The sequence below is a fragment of the Mycobacterium sp. NGS57 genome, from assembly GCF_059812405.1.
On record NZ_JCALCP010000001.1, the window covers coordinates 232,225 to 252,995 of the forward strand.

23 protein-coding genes are annotated in these 20,771 nt (G+C 69.2%); 17 read left to right on the forward strand and 6 right to left on the reverse strand.

The window, feature by feature from the left end; translation table 11 throughout:
• Positions 1-420: 420 nt before the first annotated feature.
• Positions 421-1,161, reverse strand: a complete 741-nt coding sequence (locus tag AC5Y43_RS01170; protein WP_499968455.1) for a dienelactone hydrolase family protein — start codon at positions 1,159-1,161, stop codon at positions 421-423.
• Positions 1,162-1,259: 98 nt separating this feature from the next.
• Here AC5Y43_RS01170 and AC5Y43_RS01175 point away from each other — a divergent pair, with 98 nt between their 5' ends.
• The 11 genes from AC5Y43_RS01175 (at position 1,260) to AC5Y43_RS01225 (ending at position 11,378) form a co-directional block, all read left to right on the forward strand.
• A complete protein-coding gene (locus tag AC5Y43_RS01175) occupies positions 1,260-2,060 on the forward strand; it encodes a thymidylate synthase (protein WP_499968457.1) in 801 nt (266 codons plus the stop codon).
• The gene (locus AC5Y43_RS01180; RefSeq protein ID WP_499968459.1) at positions 2,057-2,542 is read left to right on the forward strand and encodes a dihydrofolate reductase; all 486 of its coding nucleotides are present in this window, start codon (positions 2,057-2,059) and stop codon (positions 2,540-2,542) included. Before AC5Y43_RS01175 ends, AC5Y43_RS01180 begins: the two co-directional genes overlap by 4 nt.
• Positions 2,543-2,652: 110 nt before the next feature.
• Positions 2,653-3,330, forward strand: a complete 678-nt coding sequence (locus AC5Y43_RS01185; RefSeq protein ID WP_499969348.1) for a cell division protein DivIVA — start codon at positions 2,653-2,655, stop codon at positions 3,328-3,330.
• A 44-nt stretch (positions 3,331-3,374) separates the two neighbouring features.
• Entirely contained in the window at positions 3,375-4,595 is a 1,221-nt protein-coding gene (locus AC5Y43_RS01190) for a winged helix-turn-helix domain-containing protein (protein WP_499968461.1), read from the forward strand.
• Complete coding sequence (locus AC5Y43_RS01195; RefSeq protein WP_499968463.1) at positions 4,595-5,659, forward strand: restriction endonuclease subunit S; 1,065 nt, start codon at positions 4,595-4,597, stop codon at positions 5,657-5,659. Before AC5Y43_RS01190 ends, AC5Y43_RS01195 begins: the two co-directional genes overlap by 1 nt.
• Before the next feature lie 18 nt (positions 5,660-5,677).
• Positions 5,678-5,947, forward strand: coding sequence for a type II toxin-antitoxin system VapB family antitoxin (locus AC5Y43_RS01200; protein ID WP_499968465.1), 270 nt, complete (start codon positions 5,678-5,680; stop codon positions 5,945-5,947).
• Positions 5,944-6,339: a type II toxin-antitoxin system VapC family toxin gene (locus tag AC5Y43_RS01205; protein ID WP_499968467.1), complete on the forward strand. Its 396-nt coding sequence runs from the start codon at positions 5,944-5,946 to the stop codon at positions 6,337-6,339. Before AC5Y43_RS01200 ends, AC5Y43_RS01205 begins: the two co-directional genes overlap by 4 nt.
• Positions 6,339-7,856, forward strand: coding sequence for a class I SAM-dependent DNA methyltransferase (locus AC5Y43_RS01210; RefSeq protein ID WP_499969350.1), 1,518 nt, complete (start codon positions 6,339-6,341; stop codon positions 7,854-7,856). The genes AC5Y43_RS01205 and AC5Y43_RS01210 overlap by 1 nt, the downstream gene beginning before the upstream one ends.
• Before the next feature lie 29 nt (positions 7,857-7,885).
• Complete coding sequence (thyX, locus tag AC5Y43_RS01215) at positions 7,886-8,650, forward strand: FAD-dependent thymidylate synthase (protein WP_499968470.1); 765 nt, start codon at positions 7,886-7,888, stop codon at positions 8,648-8,650.
• 129 nt (positions 8,651-8,779) lie between these two features.
• A complete protein-coding gene (gene dapA / locus AC5Y43_RS01220) occupies positions 8,780-9,682 on the forward strand; it encodes a 4-hydroxy-tetrahydrodipicolinate synthase (protein ID WP_499968471.1) in 903 nt (300 codons plus the stop codon).
• Positions 9,683-9,701: 19 nt separating this feature from the next.
• Positions 9,702-11,378 carry a ribonuclease J gene (locus AC5Y43_RS01225; protein WP_499968474.1) on the forward strand — a complete coding sequence of 559 codons (1,677 nt, stop codon included), beginning with the start codon at positions 9,702-9,704 and terminating at the stop codon, positions 11,376-11,378.
• 5 nt (positions 11,379-11,383) lie between these two features.
• Here the strand turns inward: AC5Y43_RS01225 and AC5Y43_RS01230 are convergent, their stop codons facing one another.
• Genes AC5Y43_RS01230 through AC5Y43_RS01245 form a run of 4 tightly spaced genes read right to left on the reverse strand, consistent with a single transcriptional unit; the run spans position 11,384 to position 13,891 of the window.
• The gene (locus AC5Y43_RS01230) at positions 11,384-12,262 is read right to left on the reverse strand and encodes an SAM-dependent methyltransferase (protein WP_499968476.1); all 879 of its coding nucleotides are present in this window, start codon (positions 12,260-12,262) and stop codon (positions 11,384-11,386) included.
• A 6-nt stretch (positions 12,263-12,268) separates the two neighbouring features.
• Positions 12,269-13,078 (reverse strand): mycofactocin-coupled SDR family oxidoreductase, encoded by an 810-nt coding sequence (locus tag AC5Y43_RS01235; RefSeq protein ID WP_499968478.1) that lies wholly within the window; start codon positions 13,076-13,078, stop codon positions 12,269-12,271.
• Positions 13,078-13,392 carry a putative quinol monooxygenase gene (locus AC5Y43_RS01240; RefSeq protein WP_499968480.1) on the reverse strand — a complete coding sequence of 105 codons (315 nt, stop codon included), beginning with the start codon at positions 13,390-13,392 and terminating at the stop codon, positions 13,078-13,080. Before AC5Y43_RS01240 ends, AC5Y43_RS01235 begins: the two co-directional genes overlap by 1 nt.
• Before the next feature lie 37 nt (positions 13,393-13,429).
• Positions 13,430-13,891 (reverse strand): DUF2834 domain-containing protein, encoded by a 462-nt coding sequence (locus AC5Y43_RS01245; protein WP_499968482.1) that lies wholly within the window; start codon positions 13,889-13,891, stop codon positions 13,430-13,432.
• A gap of 97 nt (positions 13,892-13,988) precedes the next feature.
• Here AC5Y43_RS01245 and AC5Y43_RS01250 point away from each other — a divergent pair, with 97 nt between their 5' ends.
• Entirely contained in the window at positions 13,989-16,466 is a 2,478-nt protein-coding gene (locus AC5Y43_RS01250; protein WP_499968484.1) for a DNA translocase FtsK, read from the forward strand.
• Positions 16,467-16,605: 139 nt separating this feature from the next.
• Complete coding sequence (locus tag AC5Y43_RS01255) at positions 16,606-17,406, forward strand: PE family protein (protein ID WP_499968486.1); 801 nt, start codon at positions 16,606-16,608, stop codon at positions 17,404-17,406.
• 5 nt (positions 17,407-17,411) lie between these two features.
• Here AC5Y43_RS01255 and AC5Y43_RS01260 read toward each other — a convergent pair whose 3' ends face one another.
• A complete protein-coding gene (locus tag AC5Y43_RS01260) occupies positions 17,412-17,927 on the reverse strand; it encodes an amino-acid N-acetyltransferase (protein ID WP_499968489.1) in 516 nt (171 codons plus the stop codon).
• A gap of 56 nt (positions 17,928-17,983) precedes the next feature.
• Here AC5Y43_RS01260 and pgsA point away from each other — a divergent pair, with 56 nt between their 5' ends.
• The 4 genes from pgsA to pspM all read left to right on the forward strand — a co-directional run bounded on the left by pgsA (position 17,984) and on the right by pspM (position 20,765).
• Positions 17,984-18,583 carry a CDP-diacylglycerol--glycerol-3-phosphate 3-phosphatidyltransferase gene (gene pgsA / locus AC5Y43_RS01265; RefSeq protein ID WP_499968490.1) on the forward strand — a complete coding sequence of 200 codons (600 nt, stop codon included), beginning with the start codon at positions 17,984-17,986 and terminating at the stop codon, positions 18,581-18,583.
• 111 nt (positions 18,584-18,694) lie between these two features.
• Complete coding sequence (clgR, locus tag AC5Y43_RS01270) at positions 18,695-19,018, forward strand: transcriptional regulator ClgR (protein ID WP_499968492.1); 324 nt, start codon at positions 18,695-18,697, stop codon at positions 19,016-19,018.
• 97 nt (positions 19,019-19,115) lie between these two features.
• Complete coding sequence (gene pspA / locus AC5Y43_RS01275) at positions 19,116-19,940, forward strand: phage shock protein PspA (protein WP_499968494.1); 825 nt, start codon at positions 19,116-19,118, stop codon at positions 19,938-19,940.
• 18 nt (positions 19,941-19,958) lie between these two features.
• Positions 19,959-20,765 (forward strand): phage shock envelope stress response protein PspM, encoded by an 807-nt coding sequence (gene pspM, locus AC5Y43_RS01280; protein WP_499968496.1) that lies wholly within the window; start codon positions 19,959-19,961, stop codon positions 20,763-20,765.
• Positions 20,766-20,771: the final 6 nt, after the last annotated feature.

Sequence of the window (20,771 nt, forward strand, 5' to 3'; positions counted from 1 at the left end):
CGGCGCTCAACGCGCCGGCCGTTAACGGCTGCGGGACTCTTCGTGATCACGGTCTACCCTTCGTCGCCCACGCACCCGATGCGGGGATTAGCGCACTTCGGTCTAAATGCGCTGACCGCAAATATTATGGTAAGGCCGATGGTTAGTCCATAGTTCGTTAGCCGTATTAGCTATTTGCCACGCGTCCAATTATTTTCCGAGGTAATTGCCGCCATCATTATTAGCTGCACGTTCATCTTCCCGATTGTCGGGCGATACGCCAGCCCGTCGCAGCAAACACCTTTTATGAGCTTCGCTAACTCCACGCACGCCGAGTCGGCGGCGGAATGCCGTGGCCAGCAACCGCCGCTATTGACCATCGCTAACTTGGGGCGCCGCGCACTCCGGGCGCCGGGGCAATTGCTTGCCAATTCGTGGGGATTACCGCGCCAGCGCCGAGGAGAACGTCCCCGTCATCGCCGTCCAGTGCCGCTCGTCGGCGGCCACATCGTAGGGCGGGTTGTCCGGTACCGCGAAGCCGTGCCCCGCCGAATACCACTCGATGGTGTGGTTCACGCCGGCCGCCGTCAGGGCCTTGTCGAGTTGTTCGGCGTGGTCGGCCGTGAACGACGCGTCCTTCTCGGCGCCGCCCACGTACACGGTCGCGGTCATCCGGTCGGCCAGCAGGTGCGGGCTGTCCGCGCCGTCGGTCACCAGCCCGCCGCCGTGGAACGACGCCGCGGCGGCGACGCGGTCCGGCACGCGGCCGGCCACCACCAGCGAGGTGCGTCCGCCCATGCAGTAGCCGCACACGCCGAAGCGGTCCCCCGACACCTCGGGACGGGCGGCCAGGTAGTCGAAGAAGGCCCCGGCGTCGGCGGCCATCTTGTCCGGCGTGACGCTGCCGATCATGCCGAACAGCCGACCGCGCTCCTTCGGATCGCCGAACACGGTCGCCATGTCGAACGGGGCCCAGTTGCCGCTGCGGTAGTACACGTCGGGAAGCAGCACCGCATAACCGAAACCGGCCAGCTTCGCGGCCATCTGGTCGAAGGTGTCGCGCACGCCGCCGGCGTCGCAGTACATCACGACTCCGGGCCAGGGTCCCTGTCCATCGGGGGTGAACAATGCGACGGGGCAGGAGCCGTCGGGGGTGGTGACGGTGTCGGTGATCTTCGGCATGGCATCCGTTCTACTCCCCGGCCCCAGAGCTAAATCAGTCGGCGCCGACCCGCCGCGCCCGGCTTCGCCGCGCTTGCGATCGCCGCTAAGCTGGCCGCGTGCCTGTCCCCACCCCCTACGAGGACCTGCTGCGCGTGGTGCTCGAGCGGGGCGCGGCCAAGTCCGACCGCACCGGCACCGGGACCCGCAGCCTGTTCGGTCAGCAGCTGCGCTACGACCTTTCGGCCGGCTTCCCGCTGCTGACCACCAAGAAGGTGCACTTCAAATCGGTGGTCTACGAGCTGCTGTGGTTTTTGCGCGGCGACTCCAACGTGGCCTGGTTACACGAGCACGGCGTCACCATCTGGGACGAATGGGCAAGCGACACAGGCGATCTCGGTCCGATCTACGGCGTGCAGTGGCGGTCCTGGCCGACCCCGGCCGGTGAGCACGTCGACCAGATCAGCGCCGCGCTGGAGCTGCTGCGCACCGACCCGGACTCGCGGCGCATCATCGTCTCGGCGTGGAACGTCGGCGACATCCCGCAGATGGCGCTGCCGCCGTGTCACGCGTTCTTCCAGTTCTACGTGGCCGACGGGCGGCTGAGCTGCCAGCTCTACCAGCGCAGCGCCGACCTGTTCCTCGGCGTGCCGTTCAACATCGCCAGCTACGCGCTGCTCACCCACATGATGGCCGCCCAGGCCGGGCTGTCGGTGGGCGAGTTCGTCTGGACCGGCGGCGACTGCCACATCTACGACAACCACGTCGAGCAGGTGCGGCTGCAGCTGGGCCGCGAGCCGCGCCCGTACCCGGAACTTCATCTGGCCCAGCGGGATTCGATCTTCGACTACACCTACGATGACGTCGTGGTGAAGAACTACGATCCGCATCCCGCGATCAAAGCTTCCGTCGCTGTATGAGGGACCTGGGTCTGGTGTGGGCTCAGTCGACGTCCGGTGTGATCGGCCGCGGCGGCGACATCCCGTGGCGCGTGCCCGAAGACCTGGCCCGCTTCAAGCAGGTGACCCTCGGGCACGCCGTGGTGATGGGCCGGCGGACCTGGGAGTCGCTGCCGGCGCAGGTTCGGCCGCTGCCCGGGCGCAGAAACATCGTGCTCTCGCGCCGGGCCGGCTTCGTGGCCGACGGCGCCGAGGTGCTCGGTTCGCTCGAGGAAGCCCTGACGGAGCCGCAGACGTGGGTGATCGGGGGCGCGGAGGTCTACCGGCTCGCGCTGCCGCAGGCCGCCCGCTGCGAGGTCACCGAGGTCGAGATCGACCTGGTCCGCGACGACGAGGACGCGCTGGCCCCGGTGCTCGACGAGGGGTGGGTGGGCGTCACGGGGGAGTGGCAGAGCAGCCGCACCGGGCTGCGCTACCGCTTTCACAGCTACCGTCGGGCGTGAGCGCGCGCACCTGCGCCTTTTAGGCCGACCGCGCGATCCTGACATACTCGGAAGTCGGGGTCGGGGGCGCACGGGGTCTACCAGGCGTTTCCAGGAGGGGAAAATTGGCAGTGATAACCGAACCCGCGAAGACGTTCACCCGCATGTTCCGGGGCTACGACCCGGGCGCGGTTGACGCGCACATAGAGATGCTGACCGCCAAGCAGCAGCTGCTGGTCGATGACGTCGAGAGCCTGCGGGCCCGGCTGCGTGAATCCGGCGACGAAACGGCCGCACTGCGCAAGGAGGTCGCCGTCCTCACCGACACCTCGCCCACGCCGCACGCGATGCAAAAGCGGATGGCGACGATGTTGCGGCGCGCGGTCGACGAGATCTCCGAGATGCAGGCCGAGGCGCGGGCCGAGGCGGACGCGCTGATCGCGGCGGCCGAGGCCGAGATCGAGGCCGAGCGGCGCAAGCACGAAAAGACGCTGGCGGACCTGGAGGCGCGCCGAAAGGCGATGGAGGCCGAATACCAGGAGGCCAAGGACAAGCTCGAGGCCGAGCTGGCCGGCATGCGCGAGGACGCCGACCAGGCGCGTGAGCAACTCCTCGCCGACGCCAGGCAGCAGGCCGATCACGACCGCGAGCAGGCCCGGCAAGCGGTGGACGAGGCGACCCGGCAGCGCATCAGGATCCTGGAGCAGTTGATGGGCGTCTACCGCGACCTGGACGCCGTTCCGGCCGCCCTCGAGTCGGCGTACCGGGAACAGCAGGATCCGGCGGAGCAAAAAGTCGGCGCGGGCTAAGCGTCGCCGCCGGGGATGTCCGATGGCGCCGGTATCCTCGGCGCGTGTCCATCCCGAGGCTGTCCGCCGCGCAGGCCCGGCGGATAGCCGTTGCGGCCCAAGGGTTTAGCGAGCCGCACCCGGCCGGCCCGGTCAATCGCGGGCATCTGAAGCGGCTGATCTCGAGAATCCAAGTGCTGCAACTGGATTCGGTGTCGGTCGCGGTCCGCGCCCACTACGCGCCGGTGTTCAGCCGGCTGGGCCCCTACGACCGCGACGTGCTCGACCGCGCGGCCTGGGGGCCGCGCCCGGCGCGGCTGCTGGCCGAATACTGGGCCCACGAGGCCGCGCTGATGGCCGTCGAGGACTGGCCGCTGCTGCGCTGGCGGATGCGCCAATACCGCCACGGCCGCTGGCGCACGCACATCGCCAGGGATAATCCTCGGCTCGCCGACGACGTCGTCGCCGCCGTCGCGGAGCTCGGGCCCAGCACGGCCGGTCAGATCGAGGCGCACCTGGCTGCCGCGCCGCGCCGCAAGAAGGGAACCTGGTGGACCCGCAGCGACACCAAGTGGGTCGCCGAGGCGTTGTTCGCCGCCGGGGTGCTCACCACGGCCACCCGGGTCGGCTTCGCACGGCACTACGACCTGGTGGAGCGGGTGCTGCCGGCGAGCGTGCTGGCCCGTGAGGTCGGCGACGACGAGGCCGTCCGCGAGCTCACGCTGCGCGCGGTGACCGCGCTGGGCGTGGGCACCGAGGCCGACATCCGCGACTACTTCCGCCTATCCGCCGCCCAGACCAAGCCCGCGATCGCCGGGCTGGTGGCCGCCGGCGAGGTCGAACCCGTCGACGTCGACGGCTGGTCTGCGCCGGCGTACCTGCGGGCCGGGCGCACGGTGCCGCGCGTCGACCGCGGCACCGCGCTGCTGTGCCCGTTCGACCCGCTGATCTTCTTCCGGCCCCGCGTCGAGCGGCTGTTCGGTTTCCACTACCGCATCGAGATCTACACCCCGGCCGCGCAGCGCAAGTACGGCTACTACGTGTGGCCGCTGCTGCTGGACGGCGAGCTGGTCGCGCGGGTCGACCTCAAAGCCGACCGGACCGCCAACTCGCTGCGGGTGCTCGGAGCATTCGGCGAGACCGGTAAGCCGCGCGCGCACGCCGCCGCGGCCCTGGCCGGCGAGCTGGAGTCGATGGCGTCGTGGCTGGGCCTGGGCGGGTTCAGCGTGACCGGGAGGGGCGATCTGGCCGGGGAACTGCGCGCGGCGGTCAAGCGGGCCGGCTGATGGCCGAAAGCGTCAGGCTGGGAGACCATCTCGAATTCGGCGCCGGGGGCGCGCCGCCGGAGCGAGTGCCCGACGGACGCTACCCGGTGTACGGCGCCAACGGCGCCATCGGCAATGCGGACCGTCACAACGCGCGTGGCCCGCTGATCGTCATCGGCCGCGTCGGCTCGTACTGCGGCAGCCTGCGCTATTGCGACCGCGACGTGTGGGTGACCGACAACGCGTTGGTCTGCCGGGCCAAGAAACCCGAAGAGACGCGCTATTGGTATTACGCGCTCCAGGCGTGCGGGCTCAACCGGTACCGCGGCGGGTCGGGGCAACCGCTGCTCAACCAGGGTGTCCTGCGCGAGGTTTCGGTCCGCGCCGCCGCCGCGCGGGACCGCCGGCGCATCGGCGAGATCCTCGGCGCCCTGGACGACAAGGTCACGGCCAACCGCCGCGTCGTCGCGGCCGCCGAGGCCCTGATGGTTGCGATAGCCGGGCAAGTCTCCGAAACGACCGCCCTGTCGAACCTGGCGGCCCGATCGACGCGTTCGCTCCACCCGCGCGGGATCGACGGCCGCGTCGCGCATTACAGCTTCTCCGCCTACGACGACGGCGCCCGACCGAGACTCGTAGACGGTGGCGCGATCAAGAGCACCAAATTCGTCCTGCCCGGGCCCTGCGTGTTGTTTGCCAAGCTGAATCCGCGCATACCGCGCATCTGGAACGTCGCCGGTCTGCCTACCGAACTCGCTTTGGCGAGCACCGAGTTCGTCGTTCTGCGACCCATGGACGGCGTCGACACCTCGGCGGTCTGGTCGGCGCTGCGGCAACCCGAGGTCTTGGCGACGCTGCAACGCAGGGTTGCGGGCGTGACGGGCAGCCACCAGCGGATCCAACCGGGCGACTTGCTCGACGCCGAGGTGCGCGATGCGCGCCGGTTGAGCCGCGAATCCGCGGAGGCGCTGACGGGCCTCGGTGGCCTGTGCCATGGACGGCGCGCGGAATCCGCGCGCCTGGAGGCGGTTCGCGAAACGCTGTTGCCTGCGCTGATCTCGAGCAGTGTAGATGATCTACCCTAGGTTAGGTATCCTTCTACCATGAGCCTCAACATCAAGAGCTCACGGGCGGTAGCGCTCATACGCGAACTGGCCGCCCGCACCGGGACCAACCAGACCGCCGCGATCGAGGACGCGGTCGCGCGGCGCCTGTCGGAGCTGGACCGCGAAGAGACCACGCGCGCCGAGTCCAGGCATGCGGCCGCGGAACGGACCCTGGCCGAGCTCGGCAGATTTCTCACTGACGACGACAGGCATGCGATTAGGCGGAGCGACGCCGAGCTCGACGACGACAACGGGTTAGCGCGGTGATCGTCGATACCTCGGCGATCGTCGCGATTGCGCTGGGCGAGCCGGACGTTGACACGCTCAAACAGGTGCTGGCCCGCTCGAGCGACACCCGGATGTCCGCGCCCACCTACGTCGAACTGTGTGCGGTCCTGCAACGCCGGGACAAGCCGGAGATCGGCCGCCTGGTCGATCGCTTGCTGGCCGACTACGGAATCCGGATCGAAGCGTTCGATGCCGAGCAGGCACGCGTTGCCGCGCAGGCGTATCGAGACTATGGGCGCGGCAGCGGACATCCCGCCCGGCTCAACGTCGGGGACACGTACAGCTATGCGCTGGCCCATGTCACCGACGAGCCGCTGCTGTTTCGCGGCAGCGATTTCTCCCACACCGATATCCGGTCGGCGTGCCCCTGATGGCGCCGCGGAAAAGGCAAGGGCCGCAGCCCCCGTCGGCGACAAAGGAGCTCAAGGACACGCTCTGGAAGGCCGCCGACAAACTGCGTGGTGCGCTGTCCGCCGGCCAATACAAGGACGTGATCCTGGGCCTGGTGTTCCTCGAGTACGTCTCCGATGCGCATGACGAGACACGGGACTCCTTCGTGGTGCCGCCGACCGCGCGCTGGAAGGGCTTGGCGGACAACGCCAAAGGAATGCCCGCGCGCATAGGTCAGCTCGTCGACGAGGCGATGGACGCGGTGATGACGGCGAACCCGACGCTGGGGGGAACGCTGCCGCGGCTGTACGCCGCCGTCGACCAGCGCCGGCTCGGCGAGCTGATCGACCTACTCGACAACGCGCGGTTCAGCCGGCAGGGCGAGCGCCGCGCGCGGGATCTGCTGGGGGAGGTCTACGAGTACTTCCTCGGGAATTTCGCCCGCGCGGAAGGAAAGCGCGGAGGCGAGTTCTTCACCCCGCCGGGCGTGGTGCGCGTGATCGTCGAGGTGCTGGAGCCGTCGGGCGGGCGGGTGTACGACCCGTGCTGCGGGTCGGGCGGCATGTTCGTGCAGACCGAAAAGTTCATCCACACCCACGACGGTGATCCCGTGGTGATCTACGGGCAGGAGAGCGTCGAGCAGACCTGGCGGATGGCGAAGATGAACCTGGCCATCCACGGTCTCGACAACACGGGCCTCGGCGCGCGGTGGGGCGACACCTTCGCGTGCGACCAGCACCCGGACGTCGAGATGGACTATGTGATGGCCAATCCGCCCTTCAACATCAAGGACTGGGCACGCAACGAGAACGACTCCCGATGGCGCTTCGGTGTTCCGCCCGCCACCAACGCGAACTACGCCTGGATCCAGCACATCCTGTCCAAGCTGGCGCCGGGCGGCAAAGCCGGCGTGGTGATGGCGAACGGTTCGATGTCGTCGAACTCCAACGGCGAGGGCGATATTCGTGCGCAAATCGTCGAGGCGGACCTGGTGTCGTGCATGGTGGCGCTGCCCGCCCAGCTGTTCCGCAGCACCGGGATTCCCGTATGCGTGTGGTTCTTCGCCAAAGACAAGACCGCGGGTGAACGGGGGACGGTCGACCGGACCGGGCAGGTCCTGTTCATCGACGCCCGCGAACTCGGTTACCTGGTCGATCGCACCGAGCGCGCGCTGGCGAACGAGGAGATCGTCCGCATCGCCGAGACCTACCACGCCTGGCGCGGATCGCGGTCCGCCGTCGCGAAAGGCGTTGGCTACCTGGATGTTCCGGGATTCTGTAGATCGGTGACGCTGGCGGAGGTCAAAGCCGCCGGCTACGCGCTGGTTCCCGGGCGGTACGTCGGCGCTCCCGACGTCGAGGACGACGACGAGCCGGCCGGCGAGAAGATCACGCGGCTCACGAAAGAACTGCTCGACGCGCTCGACGAGTCCGCGCGGCTGGAGAAGGTCGTGCGCGATCACCTGACCGGACGGGGCGACCACCCGCGCCGGCCGTAGGCCCGGCTCCCGGAGATAAGGTGATCGCCGTGGCCGAGACCGCCCCGCTGCGCGTACAGCTGATCGCCAAGACGGAGTTCCTGGCGCCGCCGGACGTGCCGTGGACGACCGACGCGGACGGCGGCCCCGCGCTGACCGAGTTCGCCGGCCGGGCCTGCTATCAGAGCTGGTCGAAGCCCAACCCCAAGACGGCGACCAACGCCGGCTACATCAACCACATCATCGACGTCGGGCACTTTTCGGTGCTCGAGCACGCCAGCGTGTCGTTCTACATCACCGGCATCTCGCGGTCGTGCACCCACGAGCTGATCCGGCACCGGCACTTCTCCTACTCGCAGCTGTCGCAACGCTATGTGCCCGAAGGCGACTCGCGGGTCGTCATCCCGCCGGGCATGGACGACGATCCTGAACTGCAGCAAATCCTCGCCGCGGCCGCCGACGCCAGCCGCGCCACCTACGCCGAGCTGTTGGCCAAGCTGGAGGACAAGTTCGCGAAGGGTCAGCCGGGCGAAAAACTGGGGGCACTGCGGCGCAAGCAGGCCCGTCAGGCCGCCCGGGCCGTGCTGCCCAACGCGACCGAGACCCGCATCGTGGTGACCGGCAACTACCGGGCGTGGCGGCACCTCGTCGCGATGCGGGCCAGCGAGCACGCCGACGTGGAGATCCGGCGGCTGGCCATCGAGTGCCTGCGCCAGCTCGTCGACGTCGCGCCAGCCGTGTTCGCCGACTTCGAGGTCTCCACGCTGGCCGACGGCACCGAGGTCGCCACCAGCCCGCTGGCCACCGAGGCCTGAGTTCGCGCGCCGAGCGTCCGCAAAATGTCAGTCCGAGCGGCGTGTCGCTGAACAAACACGCGCGCTCGCGGCTTTGGCAACGCGCGGCGGTAGCAAAAGGCCTTGGTACCGCCAGGTAACCTGGAGACCGTGAGTTCCGTCGGATTCGACGTCCCCGCCCGGTTGGGAACCCTGCTGACCGCGATGGTGACCCCCTTCGCCGCCGACGGCGCCCTGGACACCGCCGCGGCGGTGCGGCTGGCGAAGCACCTGGTGGATGCCGGGTGCGACGGCCTGGTGCTCTCCGGCACCACCGGCGAGTCGCCGACCACCAGCGACGACGAGAAGCGCGAGCTGTTGCGTGTCGTGCTCGAGGCGGTGGGGGACCGGGCCCGCGTCATCGCCGGCGCGGGCACCTACGACACCGCCCACAGCGTCGCCCTGGCCAGGGCCTGCGCGGCCGAGGGGGCGCACGGGCTGCTGGTCGTCACGCCGTACTACTCGAAGCCCCCGCAGGCCGGGCTGATCGCGCACTTCACCGCCGTCGCCGACGCCACCGAGCTGCCGGTGCTGCTCTACGACATCCCGCCGCGCTCGGTCGTGCCGATCGAACCCGAGACCCTGCACACGCTGGCCCGGCACCCCAACATCGTCGGCGTCAAGGACGCCAAGGCCGACCTGCACGGCGGCGGCCAGATCATGGCCGAGACCGGCCTGGCCTACTACTCCGGCGACGACGCGCTGAACCTGCCCTGGCTGGCGATGGGCGCCACCGGCTTCATCAGCGTGATCGGCCACCTGGCCGCGGGCCAACTTCGGGAGTTGTTGTCCGCCTTCAATTCCGGGGACATCAGCACCGCCCGCAAGATCAACGGCTCCGTCGCCCCGCTGTGCAACGCGATGGCCCGCCTGGGCGGGGTGACGATGTCCAAAGCCGGACTGCGCCTGCAGGGCATCGACGTCGGGGAGCCCCGGCTGCCGCAGCTGCCGGCCACCCCCGCACAGGTCGAGTCACTGGCCGCCGACATGCGCGCGGCGTCGGTGCTCAGGTAAGCCAAAGGGTGGCCGCCAAGTGGATGTAGACCTCGCCCCGCCGGGACCCCTGCGCCCGGGCGGGCTGCGGGTCACCGCGCTGGGCGGCATCAGCGAAATCGGCCGCAACATGACGGTTTTCGAACACCTGGGCCGGCTGCTGATCATCGACTGCGGCGTCATGTTCCCCACCCACGACGAGCCCGGCGTCGACCTGATCCTGCCCGACCTGCGCCACATCGAGGACCGGCTCGACGAGATCGAGGCGCTGGTGCTGACCCACGCGCACGAGGACCACATCGGGGCGATCCCGTTCCTGCTGCGGCTGCGGCCCGACATCCCGGTCGTCGGCTCGAAGTTCACCCTGGCGCTGGTCGCCGCGAAATGCCGCGAGTACCGGATCAAGCCGGCCTTCGTGCAGGTGGCCGAGGGGCAGCGCACCACCCACGGTGTGTTCCAGTGCGAGTACTTCGCCGTCAACCACTCCATCCCGGACGCGCTGGCCATCGCCGTGCACACCGGCGCCGGGACCGTCCTGCACACCGGCGACATCAAGCTCGACCAGCTTCCGCTCGACGGCCGGCCCACCGACCTGCCCGGCATGTCGCGGCTGGGCGACGCGGGTGTGGACCTGTTCCTGTGCGACTCGACCAACTCCGAGATCCCCGGCGTCGGGCCTTCGGAAAGCGAGGTGGGCCCCACCCTGCACCGGCTGATCCGGGGCGCCGACGGTCGCGTCATCGTGGCGTGCTTCGCCTCCAACGTGGACCGGGTGCAGCAGATCATCGACGCGGCAGTGGCTTTGGGCCGGCGGGTGTCGTTCGTGGGGCGGTCCATGGTGCGCAACATGGGCATCGCCCGGGAGCTGGGCTTCCTGCGGGCCGACGACTCCGACCTGATCGACATCTCGGCCGCCGAGTTGATGCCGCCGGAGCGGGTGGTGCTGATCACCACCGGCACCCAGGGCGAGCCGATGTCGGCGCTGTCGCGGATGTCGCGCGGCGAGCACCGCAGCATCACGCTGACGTCGGAGGACCTGATCATCCTGTCGTCGTCGCTGATCCCCGGCAACGAGGAAGCGGTGTACGGTGTGATCGACTCGCTGGCCAAGATCGGTGCCCGAGTCGTCACCAATCAGCAAGTGCGCGTGCATGTTTCGGGCCACGCCTACGCGGGCGAACTGTTGTTCCTCTACAACGGCGTGCGGCCGCGCAACGTGATGCCGGTGCACGGCACCTGGCGGATGCTGCGTGCCAACGCCAAGCTGGCGGCGCGCGCCGGGGTGCCCGAGGAATCGATCCTGTTGGCCGAGAACGGCGTCAGCGTCGACCTGATGGCCGGGCAGGCCTCGATCGCCGGGGCGGTGCCGGTGGGCAAGATGTTCGTGGACGGGTTGATCACCGGCGACGTCGGCGACATCACCCTGGGCGAACGGCTGATCCTGTCGTCGGGCTTCGTCGCCGCGATCGTGGTCGTCTCGCGCGAGTCCGGGCGTCCGGTGGTTGCGCCGCAACTGCTTTCGCGGGGGTTCTCCGAAGATCCCAAGGCGCTGGAGCCCGCGGTGCGCAAGGTCGAGGTGGAGCTGGAGCAGCTGGCCGCCGACAACGTGACCGACGCGGTGCGGATCGCCCAGTGCGTGCGCCGCACCGTGGGCAAGTGGGTCGGCGAGACCTACCGCCGGCAGCCGATGATCGTGCCGACGGTCTTGGAAGTGTGAGCGGTCTAGACCTCGTTTTTTTCCGCGTAGGCCGACCATTCCAGTTGGGACGCACCGAGTTTGCGGCCGGTGGGCTCGACGTAGCGGCGGACGAGCTCGTCGGGCCCGGCCTGCTCCACCAGCCGCCAGCCGTACTCGCCGAGGAACGCCGCGACGTCCTCGGGCTGCAGGCCGAAATGCCACAGTTGGTGGCGCTCGCGCACGTTGCGGTACAGCGTGCGGGTGCCGTACCGGTTGGTGCCGTCGATGAAATCCCTTCGCACGTAGGTGAACACCAACCGGCTGCCCGGTGCGGCCGCGCGCAGGCCCTCGAGGGTGCGCCGCACACCGCCTTCGGTGAGGTACTGGGTCACGCCCTCGCAGACGAAGAACGCGCGGTAGCCGGTGCGATAGCCGTGTTCGGCCAGCGAGGTGAGCAGGTCGTCGCGCTCGAAGTCCAGCGCCACCAACCGAACCGACAGCGGCAACTCGCCCAGCACCCGCCGCACCGTCTTGGCCTTGCGGGCGATGTTGACCGGCAGATCGACCTCGAAGACCGGGACGCGGACCCGCCGGGTGAGCAGGTACGGGCGGGTGTCGAGCCCGGCGCCGAGGACGACGACCGCGTCGATGTCGTCGAGCGCCGCGTCGAGCTTGTCGGCGATGAAACGCTTGCGGCAGGCCAGATTCGCCCACAGCCCGGGGCCGGTGTACTCCGAGCCGCGGACCAGCAGCCGCCGCGCCGGCGCCCACCGGGTCGCGGCGACCAGCCAGCGCAGCGGGGCCGGTAGGAACAGCTCCGCCAGGTCGTCGTCCACCAGGCGGCTCCCCGGCGGCTCGTTGCGCTCCACGGCCGCCAACACGATGGGGCCGAAAGCGGTCTGCGCCACGGGGTTCGGTGCCATCGCGGACTACTTGTTCAAAAAGCCCGCATCGACGGGCAGGGTGACCCCGGTGACGTAGCGGGCCTGATCCGACACCAGCCACGCCACCGCGTTGGCGACATCCTCGGCCGCCAGCACCTCCACCGGCATGGCGTTGCCCATGGATTCGGTGCCGGCGGCCATCTTGGCCAGCCATTCCCGGGTGAACTCGTTGTTGATCATCGGGGTCTCGACACCCGACGGATGGATCGAGTTGACCCGGATGTATTGCTTGGCAAGCAGATTCGCGTACACCCGCATCAACCCGACCACACCGTGCTTGGCGGCGGCATAGCCGACCGAACCGGCGTCGGGACTGCCGACGCCGGCCAGCCCCGCGCTCGAGCTGATCAGCACGATCGACCCGCCGGTGCCCTGCTTGACCATCGTCGGTATCGCGGCCTTGATGGTGTTGTACACCCCGGTCAGGTTCACGTCGATGACGTCGCGCCAGCCGTCGTCGCCGGCGGACATCGGCGCGATGCCGGCGTTGGCGACGACGATATCGAGCCGGCCGAACTCGTCGAGGCCCGCCTGCAGCGCCGCGGACAGCGAGCCCCGGTCGCGCACGTCGGCCTGCCTCGCCACGATCCGGGCGCCGGTGTCCTCGACCAGCTTGACCGTGGCCGCCAGGTCCTCCGGGGTGGCCAGCGCGTAGGGCACGCTGGCGATCTGGTCGCACAGGTCGACCGCGATGATGCCGGCGCCGTCGGCGGCCAGGCGAACCGCGTGCGCGCGGCCCTGACCGCGCGCGGCTCCGGTGATGAAGGCGACCTTGCCCTCGAGCGGCCGGGCCATTACGCGCGCAGCTGTCCCTTGCCCGGCTCGCCCGCGGGCACCGGCTGCAGCATCTTGATGTCCGGCGCCCCGGCCAGGTGCTCGCCGGCCGCCGCGAACATCTTGCCGATCGCCGGCGCGGTGCTGTGCGCCTTGAGCGCATCCTCGTCGGCCCACTGCTCGACGAACACGAAGGTCTCGCCCGTCTGGTGCAGCGAGTACAGCTGGCAGCCCGGCTCGTCGTGCACTTCGCCGACCGCGGCGGTGAGGATGTCGCGGGCGGTGTCGACCGATTCGGGTTTGACGGTCATGGTGGCGACGACGACGACGGGCATGCGGGCTCCTAGCGGTCTGAGGGGGACGGCTGCCACCCTATCCCGCGTCCACCCAAATGGTGAGGGCCGCGACCGCGATCGCGACGGCTGCCAGCGCAACCGTGTCCACGGGACCCAGCCGCGCCGGGCTCGACCTGGCGACGCGCAACTCGCGGGCGATCAGGAACAACGGGAATGTCACGCTGATGGCGATGGCGAATCCGCCCAGGATGTACAGCCACACGAACCTGACGCCGTGCTTGCGCGCCTCGACCACCATGAGCACGGCGGCGGCGAGGAAGAACAGCAGGATGTCGACCGTCAGCGACCTCGACGCGGCGGTGACCTTCGAGTCGTCGAGAAACGCCGCGAGAAACCGGCCGGGCCGGTCGAGATAGGCGACGTTCTGGCTCCAGGTGCCGACCAGCGCGGCGATCGCGATGACGGCATACACCGCGCAGCGGATCTTGCCGGCCGTCGGGAAGCCGGTGGAGGGGTCAACAGCAGTGGTTTCGGCCATCCGGCCATTAAAGACGCGTCGACGACCAGACCGTCACGTTTTTGTGACCCGTGTGGCAGATGGTGAATATGGGGCGTTTGCGACTAGGCTTGGCGTCATGCCCAGTAAGACCGCCGCCCGCTCCGGAAGCCGAACGAGCAGGTCAAAGGCCCCTTCGCGAGGCAAGCCCGCAAGCCGGCGACCGGCGGCGTCCCGCAAGAGGGCCGGCCGGCCCGCGAAACGCCGCAACCGGTCGGTGTTGGTCGGCGCCGGGCTGACCTGCGGGCGGGCCATGCGCGCCACCTGGCTGATGGCGGCGCGAGGGACCGGCGGGGCGGCCCGGTCGCTTGGGCGGGCCCACGACATCGACCCCGAACACCGCCGCGACGGGATCGCGCTGGTCCTGCTCGGCCTGTCCGTCGTCGTCGCCGCGAGCTCGTGGTTCGACGCCGCCCGGCCCGTCGGGGCGTGGGTCGACACCGTGCTGCGGACCTTCATCGGCGCGGGCGTGCTGGCGCTGCCCGTCGTCGCCGCCGCGGTGGCCGTGACGCTGATGCGCACCCAGCCCAACCCCGACGCGCGGCCGCGGCTGATCCTGGGGGGCAGCCTGCTCGCCCTGTCGGCGCTCGGCCTGCGCCACCTGTGGTCGGGCTCGCCGGAAGATCCCGAATTGCGCCGGCGCGCGGCGGGATTCGTCGGCTTCGCCATCGGCGGGCCGCTGTCGGACGGGCTGACCCCCTGGATCGCGGCGCCGCTGTTGTTCATCGGGTTCATGTTCGGGCTGCTGCTGCTGACCGGCACCACCATCCGGGAGGTGCCCGACGTGGTCCGCGCCATGTTCGGCCCCCGGCTGGGCGGCAATGACGACGACGACGTTGCGTACGACTACGCCGACGAGTTCGACGACGAACCCGCACCCCGCGACGACTTCTCCGACGGGTACTACGACGAGTCCCCGGAACAGCAGCCCCAGGCCTGGCCGTCGGCTGACGGCCCGAGTGCCGAAGCTCCGCTGGCCGACGACACGCCGACCATTCCCGAACCCGGGCGCGCCCGCCGTCGCTCGAAGAAGACCACCGAAATACTGGACCGGGTCGTCGAGGGCCCCTACACGCTGCCGTCGCTGAGCCTGCTGGTGGCCGGCGACCCGCCCAAGAAGCGCAGCGCCGCAAACACCCAGATGGCCGACGCCATCAGCGAGGTGCTCACCCAGTTCAAGGTCGACGCCGCCGTCACCGGCTGCACGCGCGGGCCCACCGTCACCCGCTACGAGGTCGAGCTGGGCCCCGGCGTCAAGGTGGAGAAGATCACCGCGCTGCAGAAGAACATCGCCTACGCGGTGGCCACCGAGAGCGTGCGCATGCTGGCCCCGATACCGGGCAAGTCCGCGGTCGGCATCGAGGTGCCCAACACCGACCGCGAGATGGTGCGCCTGGCCGACGTGCTGACCGCGCCGTCGACCCGCCGCGACCACCACCCGCTGGTGATCGCGCTGGGCAAGGACATCGAGGGCGATTTCATCAGCGCCAACCTGGCCAAGATGCCGCACCTGCTGGTCGCCGGGTCGACGGGATCCGGCAAGTCCAGCTTCGTCAACTCGATGCTGATCTCGCTGCTGACGCGGGCCACCCCGGAGGAGGTCAGGATGATCCTGATCGACCCCAAAATGGTGGAACTGACGCCGTACGAAGGCATTCCGCACCTGATCACGCCGATCATCACCCAGCCGAAGAAGGCGGCGGCCGCGCTGGCGTGGCTGGTCGAGGAGATGGAGCAGCGCTACCAGGACATGCAGGCCTCCCGGGTGCGCCACATCGACGACTTCAACGAGAAGGTGCGCTCGGGGGCGATCACCGCGCCGCTGGGCAGCCAGCGCGAGTACCGCCCCTACCCGTATGTGGTGGCGATCGTCGACGAGCTGGCCGACCTGATGATGACCGCGCCGCGCGACGTCGAGGACGCCATCGTGCGGATCACCCAGAAGGCCCGCGCCGCGGGCATCCACCTGGTGCTGGCCACCCAGCGCCCGTCGGTGGACGTCGTCACCGGGCTGATCAAGACCAACGTGCCCTCGCGGCTGGCGTTCGCGACGTCGTCGCTCACGGACTCCCGGGTCATCCTCGACCAGCAGGGCGCCGAGAAGCTGATCGGGATGGGCGACGGCCTGTTCCTGCCGATGGGCGCCAGCAAGCCGCTGCGTTTGCAGGGCGCGTTCATCACCGACGAGGAGATCCACGCCGTCGTGGCCGCCTGCAAGGACCAGGCCGAGCCCGAATACACCGACGGCGTCACCACCGCCAAGCCCACCGGCGAGCGCACCGACGTCGACCCCGACATCGGCGACGACATGGACGTGTTCCTGCAGGCCGTGGAGCTGGTGGTGTCCAGCCAGTTCGGGTCGACCTCGATGCTGCAGCGCAAGCTGCGGGTCGGGTTCGCCAAGGCCGGCCGGCTGATGGACCTGATGGAGACCCGCGGCATCGTCGGCCCGTCCGAGGGCTCCAAGGCGCGCGAGGTGCTGGTCAAGCCCGACGAGCTCGCCGGGACGCTGGCGTTGATCCGGGGGACTGCGAATTCCGATGGGGGCCCCGAATAACGCCGAATGTGAAACTGCTGCGAGTTTCCTGCCGGAATTTCACAACCACTGCACGCTCGGCGACGGGCGGTGTTAGGCTCCGCGTCTCGCGCATCAGCTCGAACTGGTCGGGGGGGTTATCTAGCCAAGGAGGCTAGCCATGCCATTGCTCAGTGTCGTACCGGAACTCGTATCGCAGGCAAGCGGAAACCTGGCGAACATCGGCTCCACTTTGCGCAGCACCCTCACGGCGGCGATGACGCCGACGACGGCGATCGCGGCCCCGGCCCAAGACGAAGTGTCGGCGGCGATTACCGCTTTGTTCGCCGGCCATGCCGGGGAATTCCAAGCCGCGAGTGCCCAGGCAACGGCGTTTCACGATCAGTTCGTGAACCTGTTGAACGGCGGGGCGGCTCAGTACCTGAACACCGAGGTCGCCAACGCTCAGCAAGCCGCGATCCACGCGGTGGGCCCGGCGGCCGCCGACGCCACGCCCGACTTCTTCACCAGCTCAACCCAGCAGTACGGTCCCGTCACCGTCGCCACGACCTCGACGGCCACGTCGTCGACCCTGGACGCGTACATCGGAAGTCCATTCGGTAACTTTTCGTTGCTGTCGGCTAACACCTATTTCTCGCCAACGCCCATCGGGCCGCCGGATGCGCCCTTCACGCCGTTCGACCTTCATCTCGGTTTTCTGAACAACGGTTTCGGCTGGACCGCGTCAGGCCTTCCCGTCGGGGCGAACAACTTCGAGTACTCGTTTTATGCCACCAATTTCTGGGACACCACGCAGGGCTTTTATTTTTCCGGGCCGCTCTCGGGTACCGGCACTTTGACGGCGAGCATCCTCGAGGCCTATGGCCCGTTAGGCCCCACCGGAATTTCGTTCATCTCGGAATCCGGCGCGCCGTACGTGCCCTGGGTCGTCTTCAACGGTTCACCGGTTTTCGCCATTTAGCACGCCTACAGCACCAGCAGCATCCGGGAATTGCCCAAGATGTTGGGCTTGACGTAGCTCAGGTCCAGGAATTCGGCGACACCGATGTCGTAGGAGCGGCACATCTCCTCGTACACCTCCGCGGTCACCGGTGTGCCCTCGATCTCGGTGAACCCGTGCCGGGCGAAGAACTCCGTCTCGAAGGTCAGCACGAACAGCCGCCGCAACTCCAGCTCGCGCGCGACCTGCAGCAGCCGGTCGACGATCGCGTGGCCGATGCCGTGGCCCGTCATCGCCGGGTCGACAGCGACGGTGCGGATCTCGCCGAGGTCGGCCCACAGCACGTGCAGCGCCCCGCAGCCGACCACCTTGGACTCGTATTCGGCCACCCAGAACTCCTGGACCGCCTCATACAGCGTCACCAGGTTCTTTTCCAGCAGGATCCGCCCCGAATAGGTGTCGACGAGGTGTTTGATCGCGGAGACATCCGAGGTTCGCGCGCGCCGGACCACGGGCTCGCGGCCCCGGGAGCTTTCGGTCACGGGTAACAGTATCGGCGACGCGAAGGGGCACGCTGGTCAACCGTTATTCTGATGCCGTGTCGGGACAGCCGCAGACCGGTCCGCTAACGGGACCGACCGGCCGCGCCCGCATCGCCAACCTCGCCAACACCCTGACCCTGCTGCGGCTGGCGCTGGTCCCGGTCTTTCTGCTCGCGCTGTTCACCGCCGACGGCCACCAAATGGCCAACCGGATAGCGGCTTTCGTGATCTTCGCCATCGCCTGCCTCACCGACCGGTTCGACGGGCTGCTGGCCCGCAACTACGGGATGGCCACCGAATTCGGCGCGTTCGTGGATCCGATCGCCGACAAGTTCCTGATCGGGTCGGCGCTGATCGGGCTGTCGATGCTGGGCGACCTGCCGTGGTGGGTGACCGTGGTGATCATGACCCGCGAACTGGTGGTCACGCTGCTGCGGCTGGCGGTGATCCGCCGCGGCGTCATCCCCGCCAGCTGGGGCGGCAAGCTCAAGACCGTCGTGCAGGCGCTGGCGATCGGGCTGTTCGTGCTGCCGCTGCCGGGGGCGCTGCACGTGGCCGCCTCGGTGGTGATGGGGATCGCGATCGTGCTCACCGTGGTCACCGGCGTCGACTACGTGGCCGGCACCGTCAAATCGGTGCGCGACGCGACCGACTGAGCGGGAACCAGCCCGGCATCGCCGGCGTTGAGCGTAATGAGCGCCTGCTGAAGCGGGGTTGTTAGTGACATTTCGAGTGTGGGCAGGGCCGACTGGACGAAGGAGAGCAGGATGCCGCCATTGATGCGCGAGGTCATCGGGGACGTTTTGCGCCGGGCCCGGACGTCACAGGGCCGGACGCTGCGCGAGGTGTCGGACTCCGCGCGGGTCAGCCTCGGGTATCTGTCGGAGGTCGAGCGGGGGCGCAAGGAGCCCTCCAGCGAACTGCTGTACGCCATCTGCGACGCGCTGGACGTGCCGCTGTCGACGCTCCTCACCGGCGCCGGCGAGCGGATGGCGAGCGCGGAGCGCGGCGCCTACGCGGAGACCGGCACTTCCATCGATCCGGGCACCAAGGTTGTCATTCCGCCCGTGGTGTCGCTGGCCGTGGCCTGACCTTCGCGCTGTTCCAGGCGCAAGGGGTGGGGGGATCGGCGCCGACCCGTTAAATTGAGCGACAGGGCAGACCCGGAAGCGAAGGTGGAGCTGACTGATGGCCAATCCATTCGTCAAAGCGTGGAAATACCTCATGGCGCTGTTCAACGCCAAGATCGACGAGCACGCCGACCCGAAGGTGCAGATCCAGCAGGCCATCGAGGAGGCGCAGCGCCAGCACCAGGCGCTGACCCAGCAGGCCGCGCAGGTGATCGGCAACCAGCGCCAACTGGAGATGCGGCTCAACCGGCAACTGGCGGACATCGAGAAGCTGCAGGTCAACGTGCGTCAGGCCCTCACGCTGGCCGATCAGGCCACCGCCGCGGGGGATGCCGCCAAGGCCACCGAGTACAACAACGCCGCCGAGGCGTTCGCGGCCCAGCTGGTGACCGCCGAGCAGAGCGTCGAGGACCTCAAGACCCTGCACGACCAGGCGCTGTCGGCCGCGGCCCAGGCCAAGAAGGCCGTCGAACAGAACGCGATGGTGTTGCAGCAGAAGATCGCCGAGCGCACCAAGCTGCTCAGCCAACTCGAACAGGCCAAGATGCAGGAACAGGTCAGCGCGTCGCTGCGGTCGATGAGCGAGATCGCCGCGCCGGGCACCACCCCCAACCTCGACGAGGTTCGCGAGAAGATCGAGCGCCGCTACGCCAACGCGGTGGGTGCGGCCGAGCTCGCGCAGGGTTCGGTGCAGGGCCGCATGCTCGAGGTCGAACAGGCGGGCGTCCAGATGGCCGGCCATTCGCGGCTGGAGCAGATCCGCGCGTCGATGCGCGGCGAGGCCCTGCCGGCCGGCGGGACGGCCGCTGACGCCGCGCCTGCCACCCCCGCGCCCGCCGAGACCAGCGGTGGCCAAGTCGCCGAGAAGCCCCTTGGCCAGTAACGCGCCGGACGGCCCGCGATGGCGGTGAAAACGACCCAGCGGGGGCCGTGGCGCGGGTTGTTGCAGCGGGGATTCGAGACCGCCGCCGATGTTTCCGAGCTGGTGGCCCGAAAGATCAGCGCCGCCGCCGATCCGCGGGCCCGGCAGCTGCGCCGGCGCCGCCGGGCGTTGCGGTGGGGCCTGATATTCAGCGTCGGGTGCCTGTTTTGGATCGCCGTGACCGGGGTGCTGGCGGCCTGGGGCTGGTTCACGCTGCTGCTGCAGGTCACCGGCGCGGTCGCGGTGGTGCTGGCGATTCCGGCGACGCTGCTGCTGCTTCGCTACCGGTGGCTGCGCGCGGAGCCGCTGCCGGCACAACGGCCCGCCGGAGCCCGCCGGCTGCCCCCGCCCGGTTCGGCCGCGCGGCCCTCGATGTACGCGCTGGGCGCCTCCGAGCGCGGATTCTTCTCGCTGCTCGGCGTGATCGAGCGGGGCGCCATGCTGCCGGCGGACGAAATCGGTGACCTGACCGAAGCGGCCCGCAAGACCTCGGCGGCGATGGCCACCACCGCCACCGAGGTGGTGTCGATGGAGCGCGCCGCCCAGCACTCGGAGTCGTCGCGGTCGCATCTGGTGCCGACCATCAACGCGTTCACCGCGCAGTTGAGCGCCGGTGTGCGCCAGTACAACGAAATGGTCACCGCCGCAGCGCAATTGGTGTCCGCCGCTAACGGCGACACCGGCGCAACCCGGCAGCGCTACCGCAGCGAGCTGGTCGGCGCCACCGATCGGCTGCTCGGTTGGGCGCAGGCGTTCGACGAACTGGGCGGGCTGCCCCGGCGCTAGACGGGG

What these genes read in the sequence shown, in the direction of transcription:
- AC5Y43_RS01250 (WP_499968484.1), top strand. Translation starts at nt 13,989, where the DNA reads ATGCCCAGTAAGACCGCCGCCCGCTCCGGAAGCCGAACGAGCAGGTCA.
- AC5Y43_RS01195 (WP_499968463.1), top strand. Translation starts at nt 4,595, where the DNA reads ATGGCCGAAAGCGTCAGGCTGGGAGACCATCTCGAATTCGGCGCCGGG.
- AC5Y43_RS01240 (WP_499968480.1), bottom strand. Translation starts at nt 13,392, where the DNA reads ATGCCCGTCGTCGTCGTCGCCACCATGACCGTCAAACCCGAATCGGTC.
- AC5Y43_RS01255 (WP_499968486.1), top strand. Translation starts at nt 16,606, where the DNA reads ATGCCATTGCTCAGTGTCGTACCGGAACTCGTATCGCAGGCAAGCGGA.
- AC5Y43_RS01180 (WP_499968459.1), top strand. Translation starts at nt 2,057, where the DNA reads ATGAGGGACCTGGGTCTGGTGTGGGCTCAGTCGACGTCCGGTGTGATC.
- AC5Y43_RS01170 (WP_499968455.1), bottom strand. Translation starts at nt 1,161, where the DNA reads ATGCCGAAGATCACCGACACCGTCACCACCCCCGACGGCTCCTGCCCC.
- clgR (WP_499968492.1), top strand. Translation starts at nt 18,695, where the DNA reads ATGCCGCCATTGATGCGCGAGGTCATCGGGGACGTTTTGCGCCGGGCC.
- AC5Y43_RS01230 (WP_499968476.1), bottom strand. Translation starts at nt 12,262, where the DNA reads ATGGCACCGAACCCCGTGGCGCAGACCGCTTTCGGCCCCATCGTGTTG.
- pspM (WP_499968496.1), top strand. Translation starts at nt 19,959, where the DNA reads ATGGCGGTGAAAACGACCCAGCGGGGGCCGTGGCGCGGGTTGTTGCAG.
- AC5Y43_RS01235 (WP_499968478.1), bottom strand. Translation starts at nt 13,078, where the DNA reads ATGGCCCGGCCGCTCGAGGGCAAGGTCGCCTTCATCACCGGAGCCGCG.
- AC5Y43_RS01200 (WP_499968465.1), top strand. Translation starts at nt 5,678, where the DNA reads ATGAGCCTCAACATCAAGAGCTCACGGGCGGTAGCGCTCATACGCGAA.
- AC5Y43_RS01210 (WP_499969350.1), top strand. Translation starts at nt 6,339, where the DNA reads ATGGCGCCGCGGAAAAGGCAAGGGCCGCAGCCCCCGTCGGCGACAAAG.
- AC5Y43_RS01245 (WP_499968482.1), bottom strand. Translation starts at nt 13,891, where the DNA reads ATGGCCGAAACCACTGCTGTTGACCCCTCCACCGGCTTCCCGACGGCC.
- pspA (WP_499968494.1), top strand. Translation starts at nt 19,116, where the DNA reads ATGGCCAATCCATTCGTCAAAGCGTGGAAATACCTCATGGCGCTGTTC.